This is a genomic window from Streptomyces sp. NPDC047886, assembly GCF_043204435.1.
Taxonomy (GTDB): domain Bacteria; phylum Actinomycetota; class Actinomycetes; order Streptomycetales; family Streptomycetaceae; genus Streptomyces.
On the sequence record NZ_JBIDCF010000004.1, the window covers coordinates 241,563 to 256,331 of the forward strand.

Below are 14,769 nucleotides of genomic sequence, written 5' to 3' on the forward strand. Positions count from 1 at the left end.
GATGTCCCTGACGTCGAGGATCGCCCGGTCCGTCGCCGCGAGGGACGGCACCGGCGGCGGTATGGACCGCTTCTGGGCCTGGTACGCGGAGCGGACCGAGCGCGTCACCCACCGCACCGAACGCATCCCGCTGGACGCGCTCGACGGCTGGTACACCGACGGCGCCACCGGCGACCTCCACCACCGCACCGGCAAGTTCTTCACCGTCGAGGGCCTGGACGTCCACATCCCCGAAGCGCCCGTGCCACGCTGGTCCCAGCCGATCCTCAACCAGCCCGAGGTCGGCATCCTCGGCATCCTGATGAAGGAGTTCGACGGCGTACTGCACTGCCTCATGCAGGCCAAGTTCGAACCCGGCAACTGCAACGGACTCCAGCTCTCGCCCACCGTGCAGGCCACCCGCAGCAACTACACGCGAGTGCACCGGGGCAAGGCCGTGCCCTACCTCGACCACTTCCGCGACACCGCACGGCACCATGTCGTCGCCGACGTGCTCCAGTCCGAACAGGGCGCGTGGTTCTACCAGAAGCGCAACCGCAACATGATCGTCGAGGTGCGCGACGACGACATACCCCTCGCCGACGACTTCCACTGGCTGACCCTCGGACAGCTCCACCAGCTCCTCGGCGTGGACAACCTCGTCAACATGGACGCCAGGACCGTCCTCGCGTGCGTCCCGTTCGCCACCGACGCGCCCGGTCCGCACCCGCTCGCCGAATCCGGCGGCGTCACCGACGACTTCCACCGTGCGGTCGTCCGGTCCTGCGCCGCCGCCGACGGCGCCCTGCACACCACCGTGGAGATCGTCAGCTGGATCACCGGCATCCGCGCCAGGACCGATGTGCACACCCGCCCGGCCCCGCTCGGCGGGCTGCCCCGGTGGCACCGCAAGGACGGCGTGATCTCCCATGAGAGCGGCCACTTCTTCGACGTCATGGCGGTCGACGTCACCGGCGGCTCCCGCGAGGTGGCCGGCTGGACCCAGCCGATGATCGAACCCCGCGGCGAGGGCGTCGCCGCGTTCGTCGTCCGCCGCGTCGACGGTGTCCTGCACGTCCTGGCGCACGCGCGCGTGGAGCCCGGCTACTCCGACATCGTGGAGATCGCCCCCACGGTGCAGTGCACCCCGCGCAGCCTCCTCGCCCTGCCGCCGGAGGCCGCGCCCCCGTACCTGGACACCGTGCTCGCCGCCCCACCGGAGACCGTCCGCTACGCCGTGTCCCTCTCCGAGGAGGGCGGGCGCTTCTTCCACGCCGTCAACCGGTACGTGATCGTGGAGGCCGCCCCCGACGAGGCGCACACCGCCGGCGGGCCCGGCGACGCCTACCGCTGGGTGACCCTGCACCAGCTCGCGGAACTCCTGCGCCACAGCCACTACGTCAACGTCCAGGCGCGCACGCTCGTCGCCTGCCTGCACAGCCTGTCCCTGCGGTCCCCGGCCATGGCGCCGCAGTGAACCCCGGAGGTGAGTCGCCCCGTGCGCGTCCTGTTCACCACCCTCGCCGCGCGGTCCCATTTCTTCGCCCAGGTCACCATGGCCTCGGCGCTGCGGACCGCGGGCCACGAGGTCGTCGTCGCCAGCCAGCCCGACATCCACGACGACATCGTCGGCGCCGGACTGACCGCCGTACGGATCGGGCAGCGGCTCGACCTCGAACCCGAGACCCAGCAGGCCAACGCCAGCTTCGACGACGACCGCAACCTCGGCGGGCTCGCCATGAGCAACACCCGCCACGACCCCTACCCGTGGGACCACGCGCTCGGCATGTTCACCGCCATGACCGCCATGGTGTTCCAGAACGTGTGCCCCGAGCCGATGGTGGACGACCTCGTCGCGTTCGCCCGCGACTGGCGGCCCGACCTCGTCGTGTGGGACCCGCTCACCCTCGCCGGGCCCGTCGCCGCGCATCTCAGCGGCGCCGCCCACGCACGGCTGCTGTTCGGCCCCGACCAGATGGGACGCAACCGCACGGCGTTCCGCGCCCTCCTCGACCAGCGGCCCGCCCGACTCCGCGACGACCCGCTCACCGAGTGGCTCGGCTGGACACTGGAACGGTGCGGCGGCAGCGCCCGGGACGCCGGCGAGGAACTCGTACTCGGCCAGTGGACGATCGACCCGACGCCCACCTCCATGCGCGCACCGCTCGACCTGCCGTACGTGCCCGTGCGCTACGTCCCGTACAACGGTCCCTCCTCGCTCCCGGACTGGCTGCGCGAACCACCCCTCCGCGCCAGGCGCCTCTGCCTGACCCTCGGTGTCTCCCTCGGCGAGGCGGCCGGAGCGGGCGCGGTCGCCGCCCGTGACGTGCTCGCCGCCGTGGACGGTCTCGACGTCGAGGTCGTGGCGACGCTCTCCCCGGAGCTGCGCGAACGCGTGGGCCCGCTCCCCGAGAACGTGAGGGCGGTCGACTTCGTGCCGCTGGCCGCCCTGCTGCCCAGCTGCTCCGGCATCGTCCACCACGGCGGATCGGGGACGTTCATGACAGCGCTGGCGCACGCCGTGCCGCAGCTGATCGTGCCCGACATGATGTGGGACTCGATGGAGAAGGCGCTCGCCCTGGAGAAGGCGGGCGCGGGCCGGTACGTGGACGCCGGGCGGCTCTCCCCGGAACTCCTGCGCGACCATGTCGTCGCCCTGCTGGAGGACCCCTCCTACGCGGCGGGCGCCGAACGGGTCCGCACCGAGATCACCGGCACGCCCAGCCCCAACGACATCGTCCCCGTACTCGAACGGCTCACCGCCCGGCACCGCTCCCGCCACCGGGCCCGGGACGCCGACGCAGCGCACGGCGGCCCCGGCCCGGCCCTCAAGTCCCCTTCGACCGCCGCCTTCTAGCGTCACCGCCATGGACAACACACAGCGATCCGTGATCGTCACCGGCGGCGGTTCCGGCATCGGCCGGGCGACCGCCCGCGCCTTCGCCGAGCGCGGCGACAACGTCCTCGTCGTCGGACGCACCCCCGAGGCCCTCGCGGAGACGGCACACGGGTACGGCACCATCGCCACGCTCGCCGTCGACCTCACCGACCCGTCCGCGCCCGACACGGTCGCCAAGACGGCCGGTGAACGGCTCGGCGGCGTCGACGTACTCGTCAACAACGCGGCCGTCGCCGCCTTCGGCGAACTGGGGCGGCTCGACCGGGCACGCGTCGAGGCCCAGGTCGCCACGAACCTCGTCGCCCCGCTCCTGCTCACCCAGGCCCTGCTGGGCGCCCTCCAGGACGCCTCGGGGCTCGTCGTCAACGTCGGCTCGGCCGGGGCGCTCGGCCGCCGCGCCTGGCCCGGCAACGCCGTCTACGGTGCGACCAAGGCCGCCCTCGACCTGCTCACCCGCACCTGGGCGGTCGAGCTCGGCCCGCTCGGCGTCCGCGTCGTCGGAGTCGCCCCGGGGGTCGTCGACACCGGGGCCGGCGTACGGGCCGGGATGTCCGCGCCCGAGTACGCCGGATTCCTCGACGCGATGGGGCCCCGCGTCCCGCTGCGCAGGGTCGGGCGGCCCGACGACATCGCCTGGTGGATCGTACGGCTGGCGGAGCCGGAGGCCGGCTACGCCAGCGGTGCCGTGCTCGCGGTCGACGGCGGCCTGTCCGTCACCTGACCGCACCGGGAGGGTCGCGGGCCGACCGTTCGGGCCGACTGGTCGGGACGACTGGTCAGGCCGACTGGTCAGGGCGTCCGGCAGGACGACCGTTCAGGCCGACCGGGACTCGGCGTACTCCTTCGCCGCCCGCAGCGTCAGCAGGCTGTTGCGGCCCAGGGCGCCCCGGACGAACGCCCGGGCGTCGTCCTCGGTCGCCCCCTCGCCCAGCACACCGGCGATCGCGGACGGGACGATCGCCACCGTGTGCGCCGAGGTGACGGCCACACCACGGCCGTCCTCCCGCTCCCGGATCGTCCAGCGGCCCAGGTGCAGGGAGAGCAGCGGCGGGGTGCGCAGCTGCTTGTAGACGATGCGCTCCTCGGGGAAGCACACCCGTACCGACGCCGTCGTGTGCACCGATCCGTCCGCCGCGCGCGTGTCCATCTCCACGTGCTGCAGGCCCGGTTCGTCCTCGCTCACCTCGATCCGGGCGACATGGGAGAGGCGCTCCGCCCACAGCGCGGCGCGGTACAGGAAGTCGTACACGTCCCCGGACTTGCCGGCGACCAGCACCGTGTCGTCGAAGGTCAGCGGCGCCGGGCCGCCGGGCCGCTCCACCGCCGCGCGCAGCGACGCCAACTCCGCCCGGCTGTTGCGGTCGACGGCCTGGTGGATCCACTCCACCGTGGCGTCGGAGTCGTCGACCGCCGTGAAGTCGTGCGTCAGCCGCACCCTGGTCAGGCCGGGGCCCGCCGCCTCGACGATCCACTCGCCGCCCATCGACGCCACCGGGTGCGCCGACACCTCCTGCCGGAAGCGGATCCGCCGTCCCGTGTCGTCCAGCTCCCGCCGGGAGGTCCAGCCGCGCAGCGCGCCGTTGGCGGTCGCCCAGATGCGGAGCCGCTCCGCCGTTCCGGTGTGCTCGACACGGTCCACGTGCACCGTCGGCGGGAACACCGCCGGCCACGACGGCGCGTCGGCCAGCGCGGCGTACACATCGGCGGGCGCGGCCGAGGTCACGATCTCGTGTTCGGTCTCCTGGACAGCCGACTGGGGCATACCTGGACTCCTCCGGTTCCGTGCGGCGAGCGGTTCGGTGGTGCGGCGGTTCAGCGGAGCGGTGGTTCAGCGGAGCGGTGGTTTCGGTGGTGCGGTGGTTTCGGTGGTGCGGCGGTGCGGTGGCCGGGGCGGTGCTCCGTGGCCGAGCGTCGTCGCGCCGGCGCCCGGGACCCGGGGGCTCCCGGGCCGGCGGGTTCAGTACGTACCGAGTCCGCCGCAGACGTTGACCGCCTGCGCGGTGATCGAGGCCGCGCTGTCGGACACCAGATGGCGGACCATGCCCGCCACCTCATCCGGCGTCGAGTACCGGCCGAGCGGGATCTTGGCCTGGAACCGTTCGAGCACGTCGTCCTCCGTCACGCCCCAGAACGCCGCGTACCGCCGGCGGACGCCCTGGGCCATCGGCGTCTCCACATACCCGGGGCACACCGCGTTCACCGTGACGCCGCTCTTCGCGAGCTCCATGGCGAGCGCCTTCGTCAGACCGATCAGCCCGTTCTTGGAAGCCGAGTACGGTGCGCCGAGCGCGACGCCCTGCTTGCCGCCCGTCGAGGCGATGTTGACGATCCGGCCCCAGCCGTGCTCCAGCATGCCGCCGGTGGCGAGCACCGCCCTGGTGACCCGGAACGCGCCGTTCAGATTGGTGTCGATGACATCGAGCCACAGCTCGTCGGAGATCTCGGCGGTGACCCCGCCACCGCCCCTGCCCGCGTTGTTCACGAGGATGTCGAGCGGACCGAACCGCTCGCGGGCCGAGCGCACCAGCCGGTCGACGTCACCGGTGTCCCGTACGTCGCAGGGCGCGCCGTCCACCTCAAGGCCGGACACCTGGAGCTCCTTCACCGTCCTCGCGACGGCGTCCTCGTCCCGGGCGCACAGGAACACGCGGGTCCCGTCACGGGCGAGCGAGCGCGCCACCGCGAGCCCGATGCCACTGGTTCCCCCGGTGACGAGCGCGACCCGGTCGGCTGCGTCCGACATGGCTCTCCTTCCCACGCGTCGTGCGACTCGTTCGACGGACCGCCGACGACGGCGTCCACGGAGCGCAAGGCTCACACCATCGGCTCGAACCGTGCTTGACGAGCCGCCTTCCACCGGTGCGCGAGTTCGCCCGCACAGCCTCGAACCCCGAAGGCCCGAGCGCACAGGGGGAGCACCGATGCCCGTACCAGGACTGCACGACGGCGGCCCGGGGGTCACGTTCGTCAACCGATTCACGCTGCGAGGCTCCGCCGAGGACTTCGAGACCGCGTTCGCCGCGACGTCCGAGTTCATGCGCCGGCAGCCAGGATTCCGCTGGCACACGCTGCTGGTACCCGCGCACGGCGGTGGCGAAGGACCGGGGTACGTGAACATCGCCGTATGGCGGGACGAGGCGTCCTTCCGCGCGGCGCTCGCCCACCCCGGGTTCGCCGCCCACGCCGCCGCCCTGCGCGCGCTCAGCAGCAGCGAGCCCACGCTCTACCGGCCCCGGCAGTCCCGCGTCGCCCCGGATCTCGCCGCCGGTTCCGACCCGGGGGAGGGATCGCGGTGAGCCGACGCGTCGTCATCACCGGCATCGGCGTGGTCGCCCCGGGCGGCACGGGCACCAAGGCGTTCTGGGAGCTCCTGCTCTCCGGGGCCACCGCCACCCGTCCCATCAGCACCTTCGACGCCTCGCCCTTCCGGTCCCGCATCGCCGCCGAATGCGACTTCGACCCGGCGGCCGCCGGACTGTCCCGGGAGGACACCGAGCGGCTCGACCGGGCGGCCCAGTTCGCCGTGGTCGCCGGCCGGGAGGCCCTCGCCGACAGCGGGCTGCGCGTCGACGGGGCCACCGCCCACCGGTTCGGCGTGTGCGTGGGCTCCGCCGTCGGCTGCACCCAGAAGCTGGAGTCCGAGTACGTCGCCATCAGCGGCGCCGGAAGCCACTGGGTCGTCGACCCGGCCAAGGCGTCCGCGCACCTCTACGACTGGTTCGTGCCGAGCTCCATCGCCGCCGAAGTCGCCTGGCTGGCCGGTGCGGAGGGCCCCGTCAGCATGGTCTCCGCCGGCTGCACCTCCGGGATCGACGCCATCGGCCACGCCTGCGAACTGATCCGCGAGGGTTCCGCCGACGCGATGGTCACCGGCGGTGTGGACGCCCCGATCGCCCCCATCACCGTGGCCTGCTTCGACGCGATCCGGGCCACATCCGACCACAACGACACGCCCGCCACCGCCTCCAGGCCCTTCAGCCGCACCCGCAACGGGTTCGTACTCGGCGAGGGCGGCGCCCTCCTGGTGCTGGAGGAGGCGGAGGCCGCCGCCCGCAGGGGCGCCCGGATCTACGCCGAGATCGGCGGCTACGCCTCGCGCGGCAACGCCTACCACATGACCGGTCTGCGCACCGACGGCGCGGAGATGGCCGCCGCGATCGACGCGGCCCTCGACCAGGCCAGGTGCGACCCGGCGGACCTGGACTACGTCAACGCCCACGGCACCGCCACGCGGCAGAACGACCTGCACGAGACCGCCGCGTTCAAGCGGTCCCTCGGGGCGCACGCCTACGCCGTGCCGATCAGCTCCATCAAGTCCATGATCGGGCACTCCCTCGGTGCCGTCGGTTCCCTGGAGGTCGCGGCGACCGCGCTCGCCGTCGAGTACGGAGCCGTCCCGCCGACCGCCAACCTCCACGACCCCGACCCCGAACTCGACCTGGACTACGTCCCGTTGACGGCCCGCGAGCGCACCGTGCGCCGCGCCCTGACCGTGGGCAGCGGATTCGGCGGCTTCCAGAGCGCCATGCTGCTGCGCCGCTACGAGAGGTGACACCCGTGAACGGCAAGGGCACCACCGTCGTGACCGGCGTCGGAGTCGTCGCCCCCAACGGGCTCGGCACGGCCGCCTACTGGGACGCCGTCCTGCACGGCCGCAGCGGCATCGGCCCGCTGCGCCGGTTCGACGGCAGCGGATTCCCCGCTCGCCTCGCCGGCGAGGTGCACGACTTCGTCCCCAGGGACCACCTGCCCGGCCGGCTGCTCGCCCAGACCGACCGGATGACCCAGTACGCCCTGGCGGCGGCCGACCGGGCGATGAGCGAGTCCGGCGCGGCGCCCTCCACCCCGCTCGCGGGCGGTGTGATCACCGCGAACGCGTCCGGCGGGTTCGACTTCGGCCAGCGCGAGCTGCAACACCTGTGGGGCCAGGGGCCCGCGCACGTCAGCGCGTACATGTCGTTCGCCTGGTTCTACGCCGTCAACACCGGGCAGATCTCCATCCGGCACGACCTGCGCGGCCCCGTCGGAGTCGTCGTCACCGAACAGGCCGGCGGCCTCGACGCGATCGCGCACGCCCGGCGCAAGGTGACGGACGGCGCCGAGATGATCGTCACCGGAGCCGTCGACTCCGCGCTCTGCCCGTACGGGATGGCCGCCCAGCTGACCTCGGGCAGGCTCAGCACGTCCGACGACCCCACCACCGCGTATCTGCCCTTCGACCGGCGGGCGAACGGCCACGTCCCGGGCGAGGGCGGGGCGATCCTCGTCGTGGAGTCGGCCGAGCGCGCCGCCTCCCGCGACGTGCCCGTGTACGGCGAGATCGCGGGCCATGGCACCGGGTTCGATCCACCACCCGGCTCCGGCCGCCCCTCCGCCCTGGCCAGGACCGTCGAGGCGGCGCTCGACGACGCCCGTGTCGACGCTTCGGACGTGGCCATGGTGTTCGCCGACGCCGCCGCCGTCCCCGCGCTCGACGCCGCCGAGGCGGAGGCCCTCGCGTCGGTACTCGGACCCCGCGCGGTGCCGGTGACCGCGCCGAAGACCCTCACCGGGCGGCTGTACTCGGGCGCGGGACCGCTGGACGTGGTCACCGCGCTGCTCGCCCTGCGCGACGGCGTCGTCCCCGCCACCGCCCATGTCACCCGGGCGGACCCCGAGCTCCCCGTCGACCTGGTGCTCGACCGCCCCCGCCCCGCCCGGGGCGGCGTGGCGCTCGTCGTCGCACGCGGCTTCGGCGGCTTCAACAGCGCCCTCGTCGTACGGAGGACACCGTGAGCGGAAGGACGCAGAACGCCGGGAACACGCGGAACACCGGGAACGCTGGGAACGCCGGGGACACGGCGCCCGCGGTGCCGGAGATGTACATCGCCGGCACCGGCGTATGGCTGCCGCCCGCCGTGCCGACCGAGCACGCGGTCGCCGCCGGGGAGTGCGACGCCAGGCTCGCCGCGACGACCGCCATGAGGTCGGTCACCGTCGCCGACAAGGAGGCCGCGCCCGAGATGGCGGCCCTGGCCGCGCGGGTCGCCCTGGACCGGGCGGGAACCGGCCCCGAGAGCGTCGACCTCGTCCTGCACGCCGGCCTGTACTTCCAGGGCCACCACCTGTGGGCACCCGCCTCGTACGTGCAGCGCGTCGCCGTCGGCAACCGCTGCCCGGCCATGGAGGTGGGCCAGGTGTCCAACGGCGGCATGGCCGCCCTGGAACTCGCCCGCGCCTACCTGGCGGCCGCGCCCGGCCGCTCCGCCGCACTGATCACCACGGGCGACCGGATGAGCCTGCCCGGCTTCGACCGGTGGCGCAGCGACCCGGGCACCGTCTACGCCGACGGCGGCACCGCCCTTGTCCTGTCCCGCGACGGCGGCTTCGCCCGGCTGCGCAGCCTGGTGACGGTCTCGGACCCCGACCTGGAGGGCATGCACCGGGGCGGCCCCGCGTTCGGCGCCCCCTCCCTGGACGAGCGGCGGACGGTGGACCTCGACGCCCACAAGCGGGCCTATGTCGCCGAAGCCGGTTCGTCGTTCTGTGTCGCGCGGGTCGCCGCGGGCCAGGACGCCGCTCTACGGGGCGCGTTGACGGCGGCCGGGGCGGACCTGGCCGACATCCGCGAGGTGGCGCTGCCGCACATGGGGCGCCGCCGCCTCGACGCGGCCTTCTTCAACCGGCTGGACATCGACCCCGCCCGCACCACCTGGGAGTGGGGCCGCCGGGTCGGCCACCTGGGCGGCGGCGACCCCGTCGCCGGGCTCGACCACCTCGTCGCCGCGGGCCGTCTCGCGGCGGGCGACCTGTGCCTGCTGGTGAGTGTCGGGGCGGGGTTCAGCTGGTCGTGCGCCGTCGTCGAGATGCTGCGACGCCCGTCGTGGGCGGCCGCCGAGGCCGCCCGGTGAGGAGACCCATCGTGAACCGCCCCGTGAACCACCCCGTGAACCGTCCGCTGGACACCGCCGTCACCGCTGTCACTGCCGCCCCCGCCGCCCCCGCCGCCCCCGCCGGCCTCGCCGTCCAGGCCGGGCCTTCGGGGCCGCCACCGGTTCTGCTGCTGTTCCCCGGGCAGGGATCCCAGCACGCCAGGATGGCGGTCGGCCTGTACGGGCATGACGCCGCGTTCACCGACGCCATGGACGCGGCGTTCGCGGCGTTCGACGCATCCGGGGCATCCGGGGCCTGTGGGGCCTACGGGGTTTCCGGAGCCAAGTGCCCGGCCGTGGGTGAGGCGTTGCGCGCCGACTGGCTCACCGACCGGCCGGCCGTACCCCTCGACCACGTCACCCGCTCGCAGCCCCTGCTGTTCGCCGTCGGCCACGCGCTCGGCCGGATGCTGCTGGAGCACGGCGTACGCCCCTGGGCGCTGCTCGGGCACAGCGTCGGCGAGCTGGCCGCCGCCACGCTCGCGGGCGTCTTCTCCCTGGAAGCGGCGGCCGGGCTCCTCCTCGACCGGGTGGACCGACTCGCGTCGGCACCCCCCGGCGGCATGCTGGCGGTCGCAGCGACGGCCGAAGCCCTGCGCCCGTTCGTCACCGACGAGGTCGTCGTGGCCGCCGTCAACGCACCCCGCCAGACCATCCTGGCCGGCCCCCGGGACCCCCTCGCCGCGGTCGCCCGCGCCCTCCGCGACGCGGGCCTCACCTGCCGGCCCGTACCCTCGCTCACCGCCTTCCACAGCCCGTCGCTGGGCGCCGCGACCGCCGGGTCCTTCGACCGGTTCGCCGCCACGCCCGTCGCGGCCCCCAGGATCCCCCTGCACTCCGGCTACCGCGCCGAGCCGCTCACCGCGCAGCTGGCCGCCGACCCGTCCTACTGGGCGAGCCACCCGGTGGAGCCGGTGCGGTTCTGGCCCGCGCTCGACGCCCTGCTCGGCGGCGGCCGCGACGGAACCGTCTGCGTGGAGGCGGGACCGGGCCAGGGCCTGAGCACCATCGCCCGTCAGCACCCCACCGTACGGGCGGGGCGCGGCACCGTGGTACCGCTGCTGCCGCCGCGCCCCGGCCCGCCCGAGGCCGACCGCGACGCGGTGGCCGCGGCCCTCACCGCCCTCCGCGACCGAGGAGCGGTTCCCGACAGGGAAGCACTTCGCGGGCACAGCGCCCCGCCCGGCGGCGCCGCCGTGCCCGGCCCCGGCGAGCGGCTCGCGCCCCAGCGGGGGTCAGCGTGACACCACGGCCGTGACGAAGCGGACCGGTACGTCGATGGCCAGGGCGCCGGTGTCGTCGGCGAGCGCGTCGAGCCCCTCGACGAGCCGCTCGCGCAACTCCTTCCGGTCCGCGTCGGGGAGGTGCTGCCACAGCAGCCGCATCCCCTGCGTGTGCGACCACTCCACCCACACCTCGCTCGACGGCGCGGTCATGCGCACCGGCTCGTCGATGACGGCGACATCGCCGTAGCCGCGTCCGCCGAGCGCACGGGCGAGGTCCTCGGCGCGTTCCAGCCAGCTGTTGAACCGCTGGACCAGTGCCTCCGGCTGCCACGCGGGCGGCAGATGGCGCAGGGAGTCCGGCGGAATCAGCGGGGTGAACTCCGGCGGCAGGAAAGGGAACTCGCCGGCACGGAACACCGGACTGGTGAAAGCGATCCGGCCGCCGTCACGCAGCATTCCGGCGTAACGCTCCAGCGCGCCGACGGCGTCGGGGAGGAATATCAGGCTGTAGCTTCCTGTGATCACGTCGAACGACCGGCGGGGAAAGACCGGGAATTCCGCGTCCATCACCCGTAGATCAACATTATCGGTGCCCCTTTCCGTCGCTTCCCGCCGCGCCGCTTCGATCATTCCGGGGGCGATGTCCACACCGACGACGCGGCCTGCGGAACCGATCCGTTCCGCGGCCGGGAACACACAGGCGCCACGGCCGCACCCGATGTCGAGGACGTGCTCCCCGGGCGCCGGAGCGGCCAGCTCCACCAGGCGGCGCCCCATGGGCGTGAAGAACTCCACGCCCAATCGGTCATACCGCGCCGAGGACTGCTGAAAGGCCTGCGCCACCTGCTGTTTGTAGACCGAGTCCTCCACGCCGGGCTCCTGCCGTGGGTCGGGGGATGGGGTGACTCCCAAGTATTCGCGTCACTCTGGAAGCCCGCTGGAGCGCGGTTCGAGACCTACCGCACGCCCGGCTCGTGAACGGACGGAAACGGGGCGGCGCCCGCCCCCGACGCCTTGTCCCACTGCTCCCGAGGCGTCGAGAATTGCGGCGGAGTGACATTTCCACGTCGTGGGCGAAGGGAAAATCCGTATGAGTCAGCAGATCGATGTCGTCCGGCGCATGGTCGAGGCGTACAACACCGGAAAGACCGATGACGTCGCGGAATTCATTCACCCCGAGTACCTGAACCCGGGCGCCCTGGAGCACTACCCGGACCTGCGCGGCCCGGAGGCGTTCGCGGGGGCCGTCGCATGGCTGAAGTACGCCTTCTCCGACGAGGCGCACCTGGAGGAGATCGGCTACGAGGAGAACGGCGAATGGGTCCGTGCGCGCCTCGCGCTGTACGGCCGGCACGTGGGCGAACTCGTCGGTATGCCGCCCACCGGGCGCCGGTTCTCCGGTGAGCAGATCCATCTCGTCCGCGTCGTGGACGGCAAGATCCGCGACCACCGCGACTGGCCCGACTACCTCGGCACCTACCGCCAGTTGGGAGAGCCCTGGCCGGTGGACGGAGGGTGGCGCCCCTGAACGGGACCCGCGTACCGGCCGATCCACGACAGGAGCACACCATGACAGCCGACCCGACCACCACGCACCCGGAGACGACCGCGACGGAGCCCGACCCCGGCGCGGCACCGCCCCCGGCCGCCGACGACCCGCACGCCGCCGCCCAGCCCCAGGACATCGACGCGCTCCGGACCCTGATCCGCCTCGGCAGCCTGCACACCCCGATGACCGTCCGGGTCGCCGCGACCCTGCGCCTGGTCGACCACCTCCTCGCCGGCGCCCGCACCATCGACGCCCTGGCCGACAGGACCGGCACCGAACCCGGCGCGCTGCTGCGCCTCGTACGACACCTGGTGGCGATCGGCATCCTGAAGGAGACCTCCCCCGGGGAACTCGCCCCCACCGAGGTCGGTGCCCTGCTCGCCGACGACCATCCCGCGGCGCAGCGCGCCTGGCACGACCTGACGCAGACCGTCGCCCGCGCCGACATCTCCTTCACCCGGCTCCTCGACGCCGTGCGCACCGGCCGCCCCACCTACGAGACGGTCTACGGCCGGCCCTTCTACGACGACCTCGCCCACCGCCCCGACCTGCGCGACTCGTTCGACTCGCTGCTCGCCTGCGACCAGGACGTCGCCTACGACGCACCGGCCGCAGCCTACGACTGGAGCGACGTCCACCACGTCCTCGACGTCGGCGGCGGCAAGGGCGGCTTCCTGGCCGCCATCGCCAAGGAGGCCCCGCACGTCTCGGGCACCCTGCTGGAGATGGCGGGCACGACCGACACGGCTCGCGGCTATCTGAAGGGCCAGGGCCTGTCGGACCGGATCGACGTCGTGGAGGGGGACTTCTTCGAGCCGCTGCCCCGCACCGCCGACGTGGTGATCCTCTCCTTCGTCCTGCTGAACTGGCCCGACCACGACGCCGTCCGCATCCTCACCCGCTGCGCCGAGGCGCTGGCGCCCGGCGGCCGGATCCTCGTGCACGAGCGCGACGACCTCCACGAGAACTCCTTCAACGAGCAGTTCACCGAACTGGACCTGCGGATGCTCGTCTTCCTCGGCGGGGCCCTGCGTACCCGCGAGAAGTGGGCCGGCCTCGCGGCCTCGGCCGGACTCGTGGTCGAGTCCGTTCGGCAGCTGCCGTCGCCCACGATCCCCTACGACCTGTCCCTCCTCGTCCTGGCCCCCGCCGACGAGGCCCGCCGGGAAGCCGAATAGGAGGAGCGGCCATGCCCCCGTCCCCGTCCCCGTCCGCGTCCCCGTCTTCGTCCGCGCCCCCGTCTTCGTCCGCGACGTCGTCCTCGTCCGCGTCGTCGCCCAGGGGCCCCTCCTCGCCGCCGCCCGCCTCCACCCGTCTGATCACCCACGGGGACGTGACCCTGTGGAGCGAGGGAATCGGCGACCCCGACGACCCGCCCCTGCTCCTCGTGATGGGCGGCAACCTCAACGCCAAGGCGTGGCCGGACGAGTTCGTCGCCCGGCTCGTCGCGGACGGACACCACGTCATCCGCTACGACCACCGGGACACCGGCAGGTCCACGAAGACCGACTTCTTCCAGCACCCGTACGGATACGACGAACTCGTCGCGGACGCGCTCGCCGTGCTCGACGGCTGGCGGGTACCGGCCGCCCATGTCGTCGGCATGTCGCTCGGCCACACCATCGGGCAGCTCCTCGCCCTGGACGCACCGGAGCGGCTGCTCACCCTGACCGTGATGCTCGGCGGTGCCCTCGACGTCGACTTCGACGCCGACATCGAGCGTGCCGTGAAGGGGGAGCCGCCCACCGGACCGCTGCCGCTGCCCACGCGGCGCTTCCTCGACATGATGACCTTGATGCAGGAACCGGTCGAGGGCGACGAGGCCCTCCTGGAGCGCCGCGTGGAGAAGTGGCGGCTCCTCAACGGGGACGGCGTCCCGTTCGACGCCGACGAGTTCCGGCGCCGTGAACTCCTCGCCATCGCCCATGCCGGCACCTTCGACGAGCCGATCACGCACCACATGATCCCGCAGCCGCCCGTGTCGCGCGGCGCCGAACTGGCCCGCGTCACCACCCCGACGCTGGCCGTCCAGGCGATGTGCGACCCGGCCGCCCCGCCACCGCACGCCCGGCACCTCGCCGAACTCGTCCCCGGCGCCCGCGTCGTGGAGATCGAGGGCATGGGCCACGCCCTGCCGCTCGCCGTCCACGAGCCGCTGGCAGCCGCCATCCGCGCGCACACGCACGCGCACCCCGGGGCGTGAGG

General features: G+C 73.5%; 14 protein-coding genes. 11 read left to right on the plus strand and 3 right to left on the minus strand.

What is annotated here, in order from left to right; translation table 11 throughout:
* The first annotated feature begins 1 nt into the window (after position 1).
* Genes ACGF5U_RS16050 through ACGF5U_RS16060 form a run of 3 tightly spaced genes read left to right on the plus strand, consistent with a single transcriptional unit; the run spans position 2 to position 3,599 of the window.
* Positions 2 to 1,456, plus strand: coding sequence for an NDP-hexose 2,3-dehydratase family protein (locus ACGF5U_RS16050; protein WP_392714641.1), 1,455 nt, complete (start codon positions 2 to 4; stop codon positions 1,454 to 1,456).
* A gap of 21 nt (positions 1,457 to 1,477) precedes the next feature.
* The gene (locus ACGF5U_RS16055; protein ID WP_392714642.1) at positions 1,478 to 2,836 is read left to right on the plus strand and encodes an activator-dependent family glycosyltransferase; all 1,359 of its coding nucleotides are present in this window, start codon (positions 1,478 to 1,480) and stop codon (positions 2,834 to 2,836) included.
* A gap of 10 nt (positions 2,837 to 2,846) precedes the next feature.
* Positions 2,847 to 3,599: an SDR family NAD(P)-dependent oxidoreductase gene (locus ACGF5U_RS16060; protein WP_392714643.1), complete on the plus strand. Its 753-nt coding sequence runs from the start codon at positions 2,847 to 2,849 to the stop codon at positions 3,597 to 3,599.
* A 93-nt stretch (positions 3,600 to 3,692) separates the two neighbouring features.
* On the opposite strand, the gene ACGF5U_RS16065 is transcribed toward ACGF5U_RS16060, so the two are convergent.
* Both ACGF5U_RS16065 and fabG read right to left on the minus strand, forming a co-directional pair.
* Positions 3,693 to 4,640, minus strand: coding sequence for an aromatase/cyclase (locus ACGF5U_RS16065; RefSeq protein ID WP_392714644.1), 948 nt, complete (start codon positions 4,638 to 4,640; stop codon positions 3,693 to 3,695).
* Positions 4,641 to 4,835: 195 nt separating this feature from the next.
* Complete coding sequence (gene fabG / locus ACGF5U_RS16070; RefSeq protein ID WP_392714645.1) at positions 4,836 to 5,621, minus strand: 3-oxoacyl-ACP reductase FabG; 786 nt, start codon at positions 5,619 to 5,621, stop codon at positions 4,836 to 4,838.
* Positions 5,622 to 5,799: 178 nt separating this feature from the next.
* Here fabG and ACGF5U_RS16075 point away from each other — a divergent pair, with 178 nt between their 5' ends.
* From ACGF5U_RS16075 to ACGF5U_RS16095, 5 genes are all read left to right on the plus strand, one after another.
* On the plus strand, positions 5,800 to 6,174 hold the full coding sequence (locus ACGF5U_RS16075; protein ID WP_392714646.1) for an antibiotic biosynthesis monooxygenase family protein: 375 nt from the start codon (positions 5,800 to 5,802) through the stop codon (positions 6,172 to 6,174).
* The gene (locus ACGF5U_RS16080; protein ID WP_392714647.1) at positions 6,171 to 7,430 is read left to right on the plus strand and encodes a beta-ketoacyl-[acyl-carrier-protein] synthase family protein; all 1,260 of its coding nucleotides are present in this window, start codon (positions 6,171 to 6,173) and stop codon (positions 7,428 to 7,430) included. Before ACGF5U_RS16075 ends, ACGF5U_RS16080 begins: the two co-directional genes overlap by 4 nt.
* Entirely contained in the window at positions 7,427 to 8,653 is a 1,227-nt protein-coding gene (locus tag ACGF5U_RS16085) for a ketosynthase chain-length factor (protein WP_392714648.1), read from the plus strand. Before ACGF5U_RS16080 ends, ACGF5U_RS16085 begins: the two co-directional genes overlap by 4 nt.
* An 83-nt stretch (positions 8,654 to 8,736) precedes the next feature.
* Positions 8,737 to 9,768: a ketoacyl-ACP synthase III family protein gene (locus ACGF5U_RS16090; RefSeq protein WP_392714720.1), complete on the plus strand. Its 1,032-nt coding sequence runs from the start codon at positions 8,737 to 8,739 to the stop codon at positions 9,766 to 9,768.
* 11 nt (positions 9,769 to 9,779) lie between these two features.
* Positions 9,780 to 11,033, plus strand: a complete 1,254-nt coding sequence (locus ACGF5U_RS16095; protein WP_392714649.1) for an acyltransferase domain-containing protein — start codon at positions 9,780 to 9,782, stop codon at positions 11,031 to 11,033.
* On the opposite strand, the gene ACGF5U_RS16100 is transcribed toward ACGF5U_RS16095, so the two are convergent.
* Complete coding sequence (locus ACGF5U_RS16100) at positions 11,025 to 11,885, minus strand: class I SAM-dependent methyltransferase (RefSeq protein WP_392714650.1); 861 nt, start codon at positions 11,883 to 11,885, stop codon at positions 11,025 to 11,027. The two genes, ACGF5U_RS16095 and ACGF5U_RS16100, sit on opposite strands and share 9 nt — an antisense overlap.
* A 220-nt stretch (positions 11,886 to 12,105) precedes the next feature.
* On the opposite strand from ACGF5U_RS16100, the gene ACGF5U_RS16105 reads away from it, so the two are divergent.
* The 3 genes from ACGF5U_RS16105 to ACGF5U_RS16115 all read left to right on the plus strand — a co-directional run bounded on the left by ACGF5U_RS16105 (position 12,106) and on the right by ACGF5U_RS16115 (position 14,767).
* Positions 12,106 to 12,543, plus strand: coding sequence for a SnoaL/DnrD family polyketide biosynthesis methyl ester cyclase (locus tag ACGF5U_RS16105; RefSeq protein ID WP_392714651.1), 438 nt, complete (start codon positions 12,106 to 12,108; stop codon positions 12,541 to 12,543).
* A 41-nt stretch (positions 12,544 to 12,584) separates the two neighbouring features.
* On the plus strand, positions 12,585 to 13,742 hold the full coding sequence (locus tag ACGF5U_RS16110; RefSeq protein WP_392714652.1) for a methyltransferase: 1,158 nt from the start codon (positions 12,585 to 12,587) through the stop codon (positions 13,740 to 13,742).
* Positions 13,743 to 13,897: 155 nt separating this feature from the next.
* Positions 13,898 to 14,767, plus strand: a complete 870-nt coding sequence (locus ACGF5U_RS16115) for an alpha/beta fold hydrolase (protein ID WP_392714653.1) — start codon at positions 13,898 to 13,900, stop codon at positions 14,765 to 14,767.
* The last annotated feature ends 2 nt before the right edge of the window (positions 14,768 to 14,769 follow it).

What these genes read in the sequence shown, in the direction of transcription:
- ACGF5U_RS16050 (WP_392714641.1), top strand. Translation starts at nt 2, where the DNA reads ATGTCCCTGACGTCGAGGATCGCCCGGTCCGTCGCCGCGAGGGACGGC.
- ACGF5U_RS16060 (WP_392714643.1), top strand. Translation starts at nt 2,847, where the DNA reads ATGGACAACACACAGCGATCCGTGATCGTCACCGGCGGCGGTTCCGGC.
- ACGF5U_RS16065 (WP_392714644.1), bottom strand. Translation starts at nt 4,640, where the DNA reads ATGCCCCAGTCGGCTGTCCAGGAGACCGAACACGAGATCGTGACCTCG.
- fabG (WP_392714645.1), bottom strand. Translation starts at nt 5,621, where the DNA reads ATGTCGGACGCAGCCGACCGGGTCGCGCTCGTCACCGGGGGAACCAGT.
- ACGF5U_RS16075 (WP_392714646.1), top strand. Translation starts at nt 5,800, where the DNA reads ATGCCCGTACCAGGACTGCACGACGGCGGCCCGGGGGTCACGTTCGTC.
- ACGF5U_RS16090 (WP_392714720.1), top strand. Translation starts at nt 8,737, where the DNA reads ATGTACATCGCCGGCACCGGCGTATGGCTGCCGCCCGCCGTGCCGACC.
- ACGF5U_RS16105 (WP_392714651.1), top strand. Translation starts at nt 12,106, where the DNA reads ATGAGTCAGCAGATCGATGTCGTCCGGCGCATGGTCGAGGCGTACAAC.
- ACGF5U_RS16110 (WP_392714652.1), top strand. Translation starts at nt 12,585, where the DNA reads ATGACAGCCGACCCGACCACCACGCACCCGGAGACGACCGCGACGGAG.